Genomic DNA, 14,666 nt, shown 5'->3' on the forward strand with positions numbered 1-14,666 from the left:
CTCAGATATCCACAAGTTAATGTACTTATCAATATTCAACGCAGATATCCACAAGTTAATGTACTTATCAATATTTCAGCACAGCAAAAAAAAAGAGACTGCCCCAACTCAACCCCCGGGTCAATCTCTTTTTATCATCCGCTAGCGTTTTTGCACCCAGCCTAAGATCATTTCACGAATTAATTTGCTCGCTGTGTTGGCGGTTTGTTCCGATGTATCATAAATCGGTGCTACTTCCACCAAGTCACAACCTACTACTTTTATATCCGATTTTGCAATTTCGTGGATGGATGCAAGCAGTTCCCTTGAAGTAATCCCGCCGGCATCCACCGTCCCTGTTCCAGGAGCATGTGCCGGATCAAGGACATCAATATCAATTGTGACATATACCGGACGGCCTGCAAGCTTAGGCAGAATTTGCTTTAGCGGCTCGAGAACCTCAAATTTAGAGATATGCATCCCATTTTCCTTCGCCCATTGAAACTCTTCCCTCATACCAGAACGGATTCCGAATGAATATACATTCTCAGGTCCAATATGCTCAGCGATTTTCCGAATTGGCGTCGAATGGGAAAGCGGTTCACCTTCATAATCCTCACGGAGGTCAGTGTGTGCATCCATATGGATAATGGCAAGGTTCGGATATTTCTTATATACGGCTTTCATGACCGGCCAGGAAACAAGATGTTCTCCGCCCATGCCAAGTGGAAACTTCCCTGCATCCAGCACGCGGTCAACAAAATCTTCAATGATATCCAGGCTCTTCTGAGGATTTCCAAATGGAAGCGGGATATCGCCAGCATCAAAATATTTGACCTCTTCCAGCTCACGGTCAAGATACGGGCTATACTCTTCAAGACCGATTGATACCTCTCGAATCCTTGCCGGGCCAAAACGAGAGCCCGGACGGTAGCTCACGGTCCAATCCATCGGCATCCCATAAATGACTGCCTCCGCTTCTTCAAAATCGGGATGGCTCTTAATAAACACATTACCTGAATAGGCTTCATCAAAACGCATAAATATGTTTCTCCTTTGTACAAAGGGGTCAGTCCACCACTGAATTAACGCATTAACGCAATGGGGGACTGACCCCCTTCCTTATTTAATTAGGTCCTGCACGAATTTTGGCAGTACAAACGCTGCTTTGTGCAGTTCTTTGGTATAGTATTTTGTTTCAATGTCATGAAAGCGCTCTTCGCTGACTTCTAGAGGGTCATGTTTTTTTGATCCGATTGTGAAAGTCCATAGGCCGCTTGGGTATGTCGGAATATTTGCCAAGTATAGCCTAGTAATTGCAAAGATTTCTTTTACATCCCGCTGCACTTCGGTGATCAGGTCGGCTTTAAACCATGGATTGTCGGTTTGTGCGACAAAAATGCCTTCTTCCTTTAACGCTTTCGCAATGCCTGCATAGAAGCCTCTTGTGAATAGGTTCACGGCGGGGCCAACCGGTTCTGTTGAATCTACCATGATAACGTCATATTCATTTTCGCTTTTGGCGATATGCATGAATCCATCGTCCACCTGTACATCCACACGTGGATCATCCAGTTTACCTGCGATTTCAGGCAAAAATTTCTTTGAATACTCTATGACCTTTCCATCGATATCTACCAAGGTCGCTTTTTTGACGCTAGGGTGCTTCAGTACTTCCCTTATGACACCGCCGTCACCACCGCCAACAACCAGCACGTTTTCAGGATTTGGATGGGTAAACAATGGCACATGGGCCACCATCTCGTGATAGACGAATTCATCCCGTTTCGAGGTCATGACCATATCATCAAGAAGCAGCATATTGCCCCATTCTTCCGTTTCAATCATATCTAGCTTTTGAAAATCTGTTTGTTCTGTATGTAAAGTCCGGTTTACTTTCATCGTGATCCCAAAATTGTCAGTCTGCTTTTCCGTAAACCAAATACCCATTCCATCGCTTCCTTTCTTTCTAGCGTTATCCTCTGATTAACCAATTCATCATTAATAACGTTCCCCAACAAATAAATTACAAACTTCTGTAGTTAGTGAAAAAAGTAAGAAAGCGACAAAGGTACTAAATATCCCCGACATCGCATTTAACTAGAAAAAGTATAGTCGAACCACATAAAAAATCAAGAAGTTTTTTCACTTTTTTCATAGGCAATGTTTAAAAGATTGGGTTTGTTTTCATACTGGATAATATTATCTTTTTGGGGAAAGAGGTGTCAACGGTGGAATTGATTGCGAGCAAGCGGTTTACAAGAGCTACAAAATTTATCCGGGCAACGATCATCATTACCGGTTTAGCCGCATTAACGCTATCCTTATTGTTCGCCTCCCTGATTTTATTTGCAAAGGCGTTGGGCGCCCCTCCATTGGCTGTTCCGCAATCCACCCTTTTTTACAGCGGGGATGGGGAAATTATCGGGGAAAGTGATAACGGGCAAAAAAGGTACTGGGTGGACCTAGAGGGTATTTCCCCGGCTTTAATTGATGCCACTATTGCAGTTGAGGACCGCGGGTTTTACAATCATCATGGTTTTGACATAAAGCGGATAGCCGGTGCACTCCTTGCTGATATAAAAGCCATGGCAAAAGTACAGGGAGCCAGTACAATTACCCAGCAGTACGCCAGGAATCTTTATCTCGGCCATGATAAAACATGGAGCCGAAAATTGAACGAAGCGTTTTATACCATCCGGCTGGAAACCAATTATACAAAGAAAGAGATACTGGAGGGTTATTTAAATACCATTTATTATGGGCATGGTGCGTACGGAATACAGGCAGCCAGCCAGTATTATTATGGTAAGGACGCAAAGGATCTAACACTTGCAGAAGCAAGCATGCTAGCAGGCATTCCGAAAGGGCCGTCCAGTTATTCTCCTTTTTTACATATGGATAATGCGAAAAGGCGCCAAGAAGTTGTGCTGCAGGCTATGAAGCACGAAGCGAAGATTACAAAGGGAATAGCCGAAAAGGAAATCAGATACCCATTAGTTTTCAACCGGGGGCATAAAACCGCGGAAAGAAAAATAGCCCCATATTTTCAGGATGCCGTCACACAGGCGTTAAAGTCTCAGTTGCATTTGGATGACCGAACGATTAGTCTGGGCGGACTAAAAGTATATACCACTCTGGACATCAAAGCACAGGAGATTGCCGAAAAAACGGTAAACAATGTAATTGAACAAACATCAAATATTCAGACGGCACTCGTGTCCATGGACCCTAGAACAGGTGAGGTCAAAGCCATGGTCGGCGGAAGGGATTATGCAAAAACTCCCTATAACCGGGCTATCCAGGCCATTCGACAACCTGGATCAACCATTAAACCGCTGCTTTACTATGCAGCTCTGGAAAATGGGTTTACACCCGCTACAACCTTAAGGAGCGAATTGACTACTTTTCAATATGATGATGGGAATTCATCCTATACGCCGCATAATTTTAATCATCAGTATGCAGATTCGGAGATTACAATGTCACAGGCTCTTGCTTTGTCAGATAATGTTTTTGCGGTTAAAACGCATATGTTCCTAGGTGAAAAAGCCTTAAGGGATACGGCCCGCCGCTTTGGCATCACCACAAAAATGCCCGAAGTCCCGTCCCTTGCCCTTGGAACATCAGGTGTCCGGGTTATCGAACTGGTTAATGCATATAATCTGTTTGCAAATGGGGGGGCCGGGGTAAAACCCATTTTCATAAAGAAGGTCGAAAACCATAGAGGTGAAGTAATTTTCGAGCATCAGACAGAAAGGCAGCAAATCCTCGACCCTGACCAGGCATTTGTGATGAACGAGATGCTAACCGGCATCTTTGACCCTAAGCTAAACGGGTACACAAAAGTGACCGGAAACTCGATCATCCCACAGCTGACCAGGGAATACGCCGGAAAATCTGGAACGACCGAAACCGACAGTTGGATGATTGGATACACGCCAGAACTAGTTACCGGCGTTTGGACAGGCTACGATAATCCTCAAAAAATCACAGTACCAGCCGAAAAAACCTATGCTAAAAAAATTTGGGCCCAATTCATGGAACAAAGCTTAAAAGACGAGCCAGTTAAAAAATTCAAGGAATCTGCCAATGTGGTGGGTGTGTATATTAATCCAGTTAACGGAAAGCTTGCCACCGAGAATTGCCCGGTCAAGAGGATGACTTATTTTGTAAAGGGAACGGAACCTACAGAGTTCTGCACCGAGCATTTACCTCAAGGGGAACCGCATAAGAAAACAGAAAAGAAACCGGAAAAGCAAACGTGGTACAAACGGCTGTTTAACTTTTGGGGACAATGATTACACTCCCCCTTTAGCAGAAACGAAAAACCTCGAGAATACACAATCTCGAGGTTTTTCATGTCCTGGTTTTACAGTATTGCACGTTGTAAATAGTTTACTTATTTTATAAGAAATGCACAAGCTATATTCTTGAAAATTTCGACAACTAACTTTTACATCATGAATGCATGCACGAGATTGCAGTTATTTTCCGGAGTCAACCGAGAGCCCCTTTTTCAATTCTTCCGATGAATTGGTCCACATATCACCGTTATGATTCTTTAAAAATTCAGCAAGGATCGCCTTTGACTTATCATCCATATGCTCGACGATAATATGGCGCTTCAGTGATTTATCCATCCGGTTCACATGCTCCGGCAATGATTTATATCCCCTTCTGATTGATCGGTCGACCGTCATCTCACATGCGGTTACACCGGCATAAAGAGGACCCTTCTGCGTTGTCTCAATCGTCACCCATACAAGCCAATATGGCTTGCCGTTAGGGACTTCTTCTTTACTTTTTAGAAATTTGATTCCTTTCTCGACCGAACTTCTGGCATGCATGGCTCCGACATCCACAGTCGCCTCCCCTGCTTCCACATCTATGATGACTGGAGAAATATTGTCGAGCGTTAATACACCAGCGCCAAATCCGCCGTGGCCTTCTGTGGGATCATTTTTAATAATATTGAAACCCAACTTTTGTTTTGGCTTATCTTCCATCACTTTTTCCTCCTTTTAAGTTCAAAGGGTAACCTTTACATGAATAACCCAGCAAAAAAGTTATTCATTCCATGTATGACCATTGGCAACACAACCTGGAAAATCGGCTGGATGGTATATTGGTCCAACGGTGTAATCACTATGATCAAAAAGATCAGCGCGCCGTATGATTCAAATTGAATCATCTTTGCCCGAATATGTGTCGGTGCCAAATCCTGCAGGATATGATACCCATCAAGCGGAGGTAAAGGCAGCATATTAAAAACAAAAAGTACGATGTTAATCTGAATCAGCATATTAAAAAAGGTGTATACAGGCCCATTGGTATCAAGCCCGGTTCCAATAAGACTGTACCAAATGATAAACCCTATGGCCGCAATAATCAAATTACTGAGCGGTCCTGCGAAAGATACAAGGACGCCGGCAAGCCTGGGACGTTTAAAGTTAAATCGATTTACCGGTACAGGCCTGGCCCATCCAAATCCGGCAATGAGTAGCAGCAATGTTCCCAACGGGTCAATATGGCTAATCGGATTTAATGTGACACGTCCTTGGTCCTTTGCAGTAGGGTCGCCAAATTTATATGCTACATAGGCATGGGAAAATTCATGTATTGTAAATGCAATCAGCAACACCGCTACCACATATGGAATTTCTTCCAATTCATAGGCTAAAAATTGACCGAAAAAATCCTCCATTGTTCTTCTCCCCAATCTCTTATTACCGATAGTATACAGGAAAATTCAATAGAAGTTAAAACAGATGCTACTTCTGAACCTGCGTATATCCGCCGCCATCAAAATACTCACATACTATGTTACCGTTCTGTAACCTTATTCCTGCCGTGGCCGGAAAACGCTTGAGAGACCAATAAGCGACATAATATCCATAGCAGATCGCTTAGTTTCTCCCACCACATAAAAACGCTTGGAAATGGTAGGTTTCCCAAGCGTTTTTTATTGCTGTATATTGGGTCAATGAGCCTTTGCTTTCTCCCGTAGCTTATTGATATACTCATAGGCTTCATCTATTTCTTCATTTGTGTATTTCTGTTTACTTTTTAATGTAAAAATCTTTTCCGCTACTTCTGCTTTTTCCAGTGTATCAAAATAAAGCACTGTCGATACGAGCTCTAAAAAGCGAGCGTTTTGCCCATTCATATCCAACAAGCAGTTTTTTAATGCAGGCATGTCCAAATTATGCATAGATAAAAAATCTGCTCCGGCACCGGTGATTGAATAGCAATACTGGTAGTAGCCCGCCTTTTTCTCCTTTACTTCATTCAGATATCCCATATTGCATAGTTCCTCAATGCGAAGCGTCAGCTCCTCAGAATATGGCCCATAAAAATGGAAGGTAAACTTTTCCTGGAAAGGGAAGGATAGCTTCTTGGCGATATAAATAATCTTCTGCAGCTTTTTTCTCCCAGCAATCTCGCCAGCAGCTGATATGGCATTAATAATTTTTGCATGATCCTTAAACAAAGCTTGTCACTCCTCACCCAATTTCTTCCTATAAGGAACTTCTCTTCTCTATTCAAGCTCCAAAAGCTTGCGGATCTGTCTTTTAATATTTTTTTTCGATGTTCCCTCACGCAAGAGATCTTCAGGGAAATATAGCTTGTGGTCCGTTCTTCTTTTGCCCGATATCGCATCTACGATTTCGGATTCCCGAGACAATTCGCGGATATCGCCACTATTCTTAAGCAAATGGATTGGAAGACGTTCTTCTTCTTCACCCGGGCGGTAAAAATCATAAGGCAAATCGGATGATGAATCCACCACAAGATAATATTCCGGATCAATCCCTGCCTTCTTAAATAGGCTGTTGAGTTCCACCAATTTATTCATCTGATCATTGGAAGGATGAAACTCCGTATATTTAAACAAGTTGCGGTTGACGAACCGATCACAGAGATCGCTCAGAATTGAGTCATCCTCTTCTTCCCAAGTCTGAAAATAATAGAGCATCACCGATTCATCCATTTTTAAATAATCAGCAAGCGTGACATCTCCCTGGAAAAGCGAGTAAAAATGATGCGGATCGTGCTTAAACTGATAACCGGATTCGTATAAGCGCTTGGCACGGTGCAATATTTTTGTCAGGATCACCTCTGCACTACGGGTAACCGGATGAAAATAAACCTGCCAGTACATTTGATAGCGGCTCATTATGTAATCCTCAACGGCATGCATCCCGCTATGTTTAATGACTACCTGGTCCTCGCGGGGCCTCATGACCCGCAAGATCCGTTCCATATCAAAGTGGCCATAGCTAACGCCAGTGAAATAGGCATCCCTTTGTAAATAGTCCATGCGATCCGCATCAATCTGACTTGAAATAAGGCTGACCACCAGTTTGTTTTCGTAGGTTTTGGCGATCACTTCAGCCACTTTCTTCGGGAAAAGTGTATCAACCTTGCGAAGGACTCGGTTTACTTCTGTATCTCCCAAAATAATCTGACGGGTAAAATGCTCATGGTCCAAGTCGAACACCTTTTCGAAAGAATGTGAGAAAGGACCATGCCCTAGATCATGGAGCAGCGCCGCGCATAAGGAAAGCAGCCGTTCCTGACTATCCCATTCAGGCCTGCTGGCAAAAACGTCATCGATAATCCGGCGGACAATTTCATACACACCGAGCGAATGGTTCAGCCTGCTATGCTCCGCACCATGAAAGGTCAAAAAAGTGGTCCCCAGCTGGCGGATACGCCGCAATCGCTGAAATTCCCTGGTCCCTATTAAATCCCAGATCACCTTGTCCCGTACATGAACATAGCGGTGGACCGGGTCTTTAAATACTTTTTCTTCACTAAGTTTCTCAGTGGAATATCCCATGGACTACCCTCTTTTTATTAAAAAATCAAAATGGCCAACTCTTAATCTGTTGGATTCGGACCACAGGCTAAGAGCGCCACATCCTCATGTCTTCAGCTACATGACCCACATCTTGTGAGCCTAATCGAAGGTTTCTAGCTTTTATTATAGCTTGTTTCCTGAAAAAAATCATATATCGACACAGGATGGGAAGAATCGAAACTAAGAAATATATAAGTAAAATCAACAAAAAACAACTATTTTTGCCGATTAAAATTTTTCTGCATGATACATGAAAATAAAAATCACCTTGCAAACTAGATGCCGGTGATTAAGCTATTTATTAATCTTCTCAATTATTTAAGTTTTTTATCAATCTTCTCAATCAACTCATTTTCCGTAGGAGCTGCAACTGGACGGTTATTCACAAACGCGAACGATTTCTTCCTCCCTGGCCCGCAATAGGATTGGCAGCCAATATCTATTACAGCGTCAGGATCCAGCTTTTCCAACCGAGGGACCAGCGTATTTATATTCGTTGCCTGACAGTCGTCACAAACCCTGAATTCATTTGCCATTCAGACAGTCACCAACCTTTCTTTTCTTTATGATAAACAATGGATCCATCGCCTGAATCGAAAGCACCAAAGGGTATTTTACATTTTCGGACATTGAATTTCAAGGGCTGATCCATGGCAAAATGAGCGGCAAATCATCCCTATCTGTTTCTCTTAGAAAAAACTATTATCCTTTTAACTTTTTTGTATAAAAAGGCCCCAACGTGTCCATGATGTAACTAGAACACTTAGCTTACCCGGCAATACCCCTATCAAAACCAACAAATGTATTGTTGGGCCAACCCACTTACTAAGCTATGAATTTTTAAATGTTAAGAAAGGGAGTAGGTATCATGAAAGTCCGTCAAGACGCTTGGACAGAGGAAGATGATTTACTTTTGGCAGAGACTGTACTGCGGCATGTCCGTGAAGGCAGCACACAGTTAAATGCGTTTGAGGAGGTTGGGGACAGGCTGAACCGCACATCAGCTGCATGCGGCTTTCGCTGGAATGCGGTCGTGCGCCATAATTATGAAAAAGCTCTCCAGCTGGCTAAAAAACAACGAAAACAGCGCCAAAGAATTTTAGGGAAGGACCAGGGCGGCAAGAAAAAACTCCTTTACACACCGCCATCCCCGACCATACAGGATATTAGCGTTACACCACAGCAAATAGTTGAGCCAGAAGCTCCCGTTGACACAGAATTTGCAACTGAATATGAGTACGAAACTGCAATTGTCCATATACCTGAACCGCTGGAAGTCCCAGCTTTGCCGGAACCGGTATACACAACACCCAATCCAACAAGCAATCTCACCCTTGATATGGTGATAAGCTTTCTGCAAACTATGAATAACAGCAGCCTGCACGCCGAAGTGTTAAAATCAGAGAACGAAAGATTGAAGCTGGAAATCGCGGACCTAAAAAAGATGAACTTAGATCTTGAGAAAAAGGTTGCTTATTTGGAAGAAAATACAGGCATGATTCAGGAAGATTACGAGACACTGATGAAAATTATGAATCGGGCAAGAAAATTGGTTCTGCTAGAGGAAGATGAGCGCCCGGCTACTAAATTTAAAATGGACCGCAATGGGAATTTGGAGAAATTAGCCGAATAAGAGGGGGTCAGTCCCCCGGCCGATATATTCCCAGATTCGGCCGATATAATCCTAAGTTCGGCTGAGAACATAAATATGGCGAAAAGCCTTCTGTTCATAGAAATTCGACGATTTGTGAACTACAAAACAAGAACATAGGGGTATTTCTCTTTCGACAAGTATACTCTTACGAAAAAAAAATCTGTTAACCCGATCTCACGGACGTAACAGATTTTTTTAATTTTCCCACGGTAGCAGTTTTATTGTCTAATCGCCTTTTGGTTCCTCTCCACAACTCTTTCATAATAAGACTCGTAGAGTAGAAGCTCTTCCGGAGACAATTGGCCGGCCTGTATGTTTCCGCCCACTTTTTTAAGGGTTTGTAAGAAGCGGAGCATGGTAGCCTCTATCGTAAGCGGCATATTAATTAATTCCGATAAAGAAGCCATTACTCCAGGCTGGATATCAGGATACGAAAATTTAGTGTCAACCTGGCCTCTGGCTGCCCTGTAAAATTCTTTTACGAGCTCAGCCCTTTCTGATCCACTTCCTGACACACACAAATATATTTGAACGGCTACGCCACCTCGAATTCTCCTTTGTGAGATACCAGCGAATTTTTTTCCGCCAATGCTAAGGTCGTAGCTCCCCGGGCAATAGGATCCGATAATTTCCCCGGCTTCGATTTCAACAGGCAAATCAGCAAACATAAGCCTGACCAATTCCCACATCGCATCATATCCTCGGTTTATATCAATTCTTCCCACCGTTTCCGGGAACACTAAAGAAAGATTTAACACCCCTTCATCTAGGACAACTGCAAGTCCACCTGAATTTCTCATGATGGCGCGGTATCCCTTTTTTTCCAGCAGAGAAATGCCTTTTTCAAGCAAAGGAAGTTTGCTGTCCTGGATGCCAAGCACTACCGTGTGGTGATGTACCCACGCCCGGGCTACAGCAGGAGAAATGCCGTTTCCGACTGAGGTGCAAAGCGTATCATCCATTGCAAAAGACTGCAAGGCTTGAAACTGGGTCCCAAGCGTTGATTGATCAATGATTCGCCACTGCGGCTGTATTAATAAAGAATTTATATCATGCATTTATATTCTCGTCCTTCGTAACAAAATCCATCATTTCATTATACCATATAGGATTGCTGGCAGTCCTGGAGATTGGGATGAGCAGATTGAAAGTACAAAAAACTGCCTTGCTAAAGAGCGAGGCAGCATAGTGTTATTGCTGGAGTGCCTGAGCAGCAGTGATTAAAGCCAGCTTGTATACATCTTCTGCATTGCAGCCACGGGATAAATCATTTACAGGACGCTTCAGTCCCTGCAGGATTGGACCTACGGCCTCAAAGTTTCCTAGGCGCTGCGCTATTTTGTAGCCGATATTTCCGGCTTCAAGACTTGGGAAAATAAATACATTCGCATTTCCCTGGATGATAGAATCCGGAGCTTTTTTTTCGGCAACGGAAGGAACAAATGCAGCATCAAACTGGAATTCTCCGTCCAAAATCAACATAGGGTCCATTTTTCTCGCTTCTTCCACGGCTTGGGCAACCCGTTCAGTTTCTGGTGATTTAGCAGACCCTTTCGTAGAGAAGCTTAGCATGGCTACACGTGGTTCAATGTCGAACATTTGAGCGGTGCGTGCACTTTCTACTGCTATTTCGGCAAGGTCTGTGCTGTCAGGGGCGATATTAATGGCACAGTCGGCAAACACATATTTTTCATCCTCACGAACCATGATAAACACGCCTGAGGTTTTACGCACGCCTTCCTTTGTCTTAATGATTTGCAGTGCAGGACGTACAGTGTCAGCCGTAGAGTGGGCCGCGCCGCTGACAAGGCCGTTCGCTTTATTGGTATGCACAAGCATCGTGCCGAAGTAATTTTCATCAAGCAGGATCCTGCGGGCATCTTCTTCAGTAGCCTTCCCCTTCCGTCGTTCTACGAATGAAGCTGCAAGCTCATCCATCATGATATAGTTATTAGGGTCATAGATTTCCGCCCCTTCAAGGGAAACACCTAGCGAGCTTGCCTTTTCCTGCACTTGTTCAATATTCCCGATTAAAATTGGCACTATAAGCCGTTCCTCCGCCAGCCTGCCAGCGGCTGTCAGGATACGCTCATCCAATCCCTCAGGAAAAACGATCCGCAAATTGTTACCTTTAATTTTCGTTTTTAACGATTCAAATAAATCACTCATGTAAAGTGCCTCCTTCTTGCTTTTCAAAATCCATTCCAAACCTCATGGCAAACCTGAGATAATATGCTCTTATTCTGCCAAATCTTTGATCTCCCTATTAGGATACCTGTTCATCCTAAAGTTTTCTATTGGCAAGCGAATTGTTACCGTTTTCAGTAGCGATGTTTTTTTATTCTGAAAACAACAGCATTTTGAGCTTGATTCTTTTACTGTTTTCCTTTGTTCCGTTTCGTTAAACCCCATCTTTAGTATGGCATTCTCTCCATTTATTATGTTTAAATATTCACACCCGGGATATGCTGGAAAAGTGTGAACATTTATTGAACAAAAGATATATTCAAACGTAAGGAAATAGTCTTTCTAAAAAACTATGGTATAGTAATGGATAAATGTATATATATAGGAGTGATCACAATGAGTGAAGCAGCACAAACTCTTGATGGCTGGTATTGCCTCCACGATTTCCGCCTTATTGACTGGACAAGCTGGAAAGCGTTGTCAAGCGATGAGCGCCAGGCGGCTATCTCAGAATTTAACGGTTTATTGGACAAATGGAATAAAACACAGAGCGAAAAAGAAGGCAGCCATGCCCTTTATTCAATCGTTGGACAAAAGGCTGACTTTATGCTGATGTTTGTTCGCCCTACAATGGAAGAACTAAATGGCATCGAAATGGAATTCAATAAATCCAAGCTTGCGGAATACTTGGTTCCTGCCCATTCTTATGTTTCAGTTGTCGAACTGAGCAATTATCTGCCAGCTGGCGAGGATCCGTACCAAAATCCACAAATCCAGGCACGCTTGTATCCAATTCTTCCAACAACAAAGCATGTTTGCTTTTATCCAATGGACAAGCGCCGGCAGGGCGAGGATAATTGGTACATGCTGCCGATGGAAGATCGCCGCAGCTTAATGAGGTCGCACGGTATGATCGGACGCCAATACGCCGGAAAGGTTAAGCAAATCATTACAGGCTCAGTGGGATTTGACGACTATGAATGGGGCGTAACCTTGTTTGCGGACGATGTCCTACAGTTCAAGAAGCTTGTTTACGAAATGCGCTTCGACGAAGTGAGTGCACGCTATGGAGAATTCGGCTCCTTCTTCGTTGGGAATATTTTACCTCAAGAACGCATCTCATCTTATCTTCACGTATAATATAGAAGCTCCCGCCAACACGGGGGCTTTTTTAAATACCTCTTTCTCCCCGGTGTAATTCTTCCCTCCTCATTGGTATAAATCACATACACGAACCATACATATGAAATAGTGCAAAGAAGTGATTTGATCCCAAACGGGCAGGAGGATTCCTGCTACCACTACAAATGAGTTGGAGGGAAGTTGATGAGTCAGCAAAACAAACAGAATCCATATGGAAGCTACGGGTACAATGCACCCTATTATCCTTATGCTAGTGTGAATCCTGCATTGAGTAACGACCGGCAACAGTACAATCAGTACCCAGCAGGTTATCCTGGAACACCTGCAGGCTACCAGCAGGGCCAAGGCGCCCAGGCAGCGCCCGGCTCGCAAGCCGCACCGCCAAGCGCACAAGCTGGAGCAGGCATGCTCCCCGCGGAAGAGTCGTATATTGAAAACATCCTGCGTCTTAATAGAGGCAAATTAGCTACCGTTTATACAACATTTGAAGGAAGCAGGGAATGGAACTCCAAGGTATTCAAAGGCATTATCGAAGCGGCGGGACGGGACCATCTAATCCTTAGCGACCCGCAAACCGGCATGCGTTACCTGCTCACTATGGTTTCTATTGATTATGTAACTTTTGAAGAAGAAATTGAGTATGAATACCCTTACGGTGGCGGAGGCGGCATGGCCTCTTATCCCCCAAGATAGAAGCAAAAATAACCAATAAAAAGAGAGGATGGCTTAGGGATCGGGAACAATTCCTAAAAAGCCATCCTTTTTTTACAAATACTTGTTTACGGCAAGTATCATTAACACCCATGCTGCAAGGAAGGATACGCCTCCTAAAGGAGTTATCGCACCCAGCACCTTTATTTGGGTTACACTCAATACATAAAGGCTTCCCGAGAATAATAGAATGCCAATAAACATCAACCATCCTGACCATGTCAAAAGTTGCCCAGCCATTTTGCCTGATAGAAGGCCAACCACCAATAATCCGGCTGCATGGAACATTTGATAGGTAACCCCTGTCTTCCATGTTTCCAAATATTTATCTGGAATCCGCCCCTCAAGCCCATGGGCGCCGAATGCACCTAAGGCAACCGCAAAAAAAGCATTTATAGCCCCCAATATAATGAACAGCTTCAAATTAAACACTCCTCTCTGTATATGTATAACCATGAATAGCTGGCGGGAAGGCAACCGCAAAAGACTGCTTAAAAGTCAAAAATTGAATCACCGTTCGCATCATCCATCTTCACCGGCTTTGATTGCGGCACCGCTGAAATTGCAGGCTGTGCGGCAATAGGCGGCCTCTGTGAAAAGGCCCGTTGGCTAGATGCAGGAGACTGCGTGCTTGACGAGAAGCTGACCGTCGAATAAGATCCGGCTGCCTCCTTTTCCTCAAGCAAAATATCACATAACGCCTGGACCGCAGTTACATACCCAAGCAGCTTATCATGAGATTCCGTATTTTTTGCCTTATGTACCAACTCTTCCATTTTCTCTATGACTTTTTTTGATGAAATATCCACTCTCACACCTCATTAGAGTTTCACTTACAAAAAACACCCTATTCAATAGCTTATCAAAAAAATCGCTATGAAACAAAGTACAGTTAAAAATCGAGCTTATACCGGCTGGATATTGTAGCTCTAAATCTATGGTCAATTATCTGTTGTTTCACCACTGTAAAGGCTTGACGCCAGATCTAAGTATATAAAGCATACAAAGTTAAAACTCATAGAATGCCCTTAAGGGTTTTGCAACTCTTTTTTCTCATACTTCATGCACTGCCGGCCTGATGCACGGAGCACCTCCTGTGAAGGCAGAACGGCGGTCTTAAATTGA

15 protein-coding genes are annotated in these 14,666 nt (G+C 43.5%); 4 read left to right on the forward strand and 11 right to left on the reverse strand.

Going from position 1 to position 14,666, the window contains the following annotated elements:
* Window positions 1–141 precede the first annotated feature (141 nt).
* Both speB and speE read right to left on the reverse strand, forming a co-directional pair.
* Window positions 142–1,020: an agmatinase gene (gene speB, locus CUU64_RS01115; protein ID WP_101631433.1), complete on the reverse strand. Its 879-nt coding sequence runs from the start codon at window positions 1,018–1,020 to the stop codon at window positions 142–144.
* A gap of 81 nt (window positions 1,021–1,101) precedes the next feature.
* Window positions 1,102–1,929, reverse strand: a complete 828-nt coding sequence (gene speE / locus CUU64_RS01120; protein ID WP_101631434.1) for a spermidine synthase — start codon at window positions 1,927–1,929, stop codon at window positions 1,102–1,104.
* 281 nt (window positions 1,930–2,210) lie between these two features.
* Between speE and CUU64_RS01125 the strand changes: the two genes are divergently transcribed.
* Entirely contained in the window at window positions 2,211–4,280 is a 2,070-nt protein-coding gene (locus CUU64_RS01125) for a transglycosylase domain-containing protein (RefSeq protein WP_101631435.1), read from the forward strand.
* Between the two features lie 186 nt (window positions 4,281–4,466).
* On the opposite strand, the gene CUU64_RS01130 is transcribed toward CUU64_RS01125, so the two are convergent.
* The 5 genes from CUU64_RS01130 to CUU64_RS01150 all read right to left on the reverse strand — a co-directional run bounded on the left by CUU64_RS01130 (window position 4,467) and on the right by CUU64_RS01150 (window position 8,382).
* On the reverse strand, window positions 4,467–4,988 hold the full coding sequence (locus CUU64_RS01130) for a YwhD family protein (RefSeq protein WP_101631436.1): 522 nt from the start codon (window positions 4,986–4,988) through the stop codon (window positions 4,467–4,469).
* A gap of 35 nt (window positions 4,989–5,023) precedes the next feature.
* On the reverse strand, window positions 5,024–5,686 hold the full coding sequence (locus tag CUU64_RS01135) for a site-2 protease family protein (RefSeq protein ID WP_101631437.1): 663 nt from the start codon (window positions 5,684–5,686) through the stop codon (window positions 5,024–5,026).
* A 276-nt stretch (window positions 5,687–5,962) separates the two neighbouring features.
* Window positions 5,963–6,472: a YwgA family protein gene (locus CUU64_RS01140; RefSeq protein ID WP_101631438.1), complete on the reverse strand. Its 510-nt coding sequence runs from the start codon at window positions 6,470–6,472 to the stop codon at window positions 5,963–5,965.
* Window positions 6,473–6,520: 48 nt separating this feature from the next.
* The gene (locus tag CUU64_RS01145; RefSeq protein WP_101631439.1) at window positions 6,521–7,825 is read right to left on the reverse strand and encodes an HD domain-containing protein; all 1,305 of its coding nucleotides are present in this window, start codon (window positions 7,823–7,825) and stop codon (window positions 6,521–6,523) included.
* Window positions 7,826–8,160: 335 nt separating this feature from the next.
* Window positions 8,161–8,382: a YuzB family protein gene (locus CUU64_RS01150; protein WP_101631440.1), complete on the reverse strand. Its 222-nt coding sequence runs from the start codon at window positions 8,380–8,382 to the stop codon at window positions 8,161–8,163.
* Between the two features lie 332 nt (window positions 8,383–8,714).
* On the opposite strand from CUU64_RS01150, the gene CUU64_RS01155 reads away from it, so the two are divergent.
* On the forward strand, window positions 8,715–9,479 hold the full coding sequence (locus tag CUU64_RS01155) for an RsfA family transcriptional regulator (protein ID WP_101631441.1): 765 nt from the start codon (window positions 8,715–8,717) through the stop codon (window positions 9,477–9,479).
* A 239-nt stretch (window positions 9,480–9,718) separates the two neighbouring features.
* Here CUU64_RS01155 and lipL read toward each other — a convergent pair whose 3' ends face one another.
* Together lipL and pta are read right to left on the reverse strand one after the other, a co-directional pair.
* On the reverse strand, window positions 9,719–10,558 hold the full coding sequence (gene lipL / locus CUU64_RS01160; protein WP_101631442.1) for an octanoyl-[GcvH]:protein N-octanoyltransferase: 840 nt from the start codon (window positions 10,556–10,558) through the stop codon (window positions 9,719–9,721).
* 133 nt (window positions 10,559–10,691) lie between these two features.
* Window positions 10,692–11,669 carry a phosphate acetyltransferase gene (gene pta / locus CUU64_RS01165; protein ID WP_101631443.1) on the reverse strand — a complete coding sequence of 326 codons (978 nt, stop codon included), beginning with the start codon at window positions 11,667–11,669 and terminating at the stop codon, window positions 10,692–10,694.
* A 414-nt stretch (window positions 11,670–12,083) separates the two neighbouring features.
* Between pta and hemQ the strand changes: the two genes are divergently transcribed.
* Complete coding sequence (gene hemQ, locus CUU64_RS01170) at window positions 12,084–12,827, forward strand: hydrogen peroxide-dependent heme synthase (RefSeq protein WP_101631444.1); 744 nt, start codon at window positions 12,084–12,086, stop codon at window positions 12,825–12,827.
* A gap of 186 nt (window positions 12,828–13,013) precedes the next feature.
* Complete coding sequence (gerQ, locus tag CUU64_RS22415) at window positions 13,014–13,523, forward strand: spore coat protein GerQ (RefSeq protein ID WP_257985346.1); 510 nt, start codon at window positions 13,014–13,016, stop codon at window positions 13,521–13,523.
* Between the two features lie 72 nt (window positions 13,524–13,595).
* Here the strand turns inward: gerQ and CUU64_RS01180 are convergent, their stop codons facing one another.
* Both CUU64_RS01180 and CUU64_RS01185 read right to left on the reverse strand, forming a co-directional pair.
* The gene (locus CUU64_RS01180) at window positions 13,596–13,964 is read right to left on the reverse strand and encodes a DUF423 domain-containing protein (RefSeq protein WP_101631445.1); all 369 of its coding nucleotides are present in this window, start codon (window positions 13,962–13,964) and stop codon (window positions 13,596–13,598) included.
* Between the two features lie 68 nt (window positions 13,965–14,032).
* Window positions 14,033–14,350, reverse strand: a complete 318-nt coding sequence (locus CUU64_RS01185) for a YwdI family protein (protein WP_101631446.1) — start codon at window positions 14,348–14,350, stop codon at window positions 14,033–14,035.
* Window positions 14,351–14,666: the final 316 nt, after the last annotated feature.

Origin of the sequence: Bacillus sp. V5-8f, from assembly GCF_002863565.1 — a bacterium.
Classification (GTDB): domain Bacteria; phylum Bacillota; class Bacilli; order Bacillales; family DSM-1321; genus Peribacillus.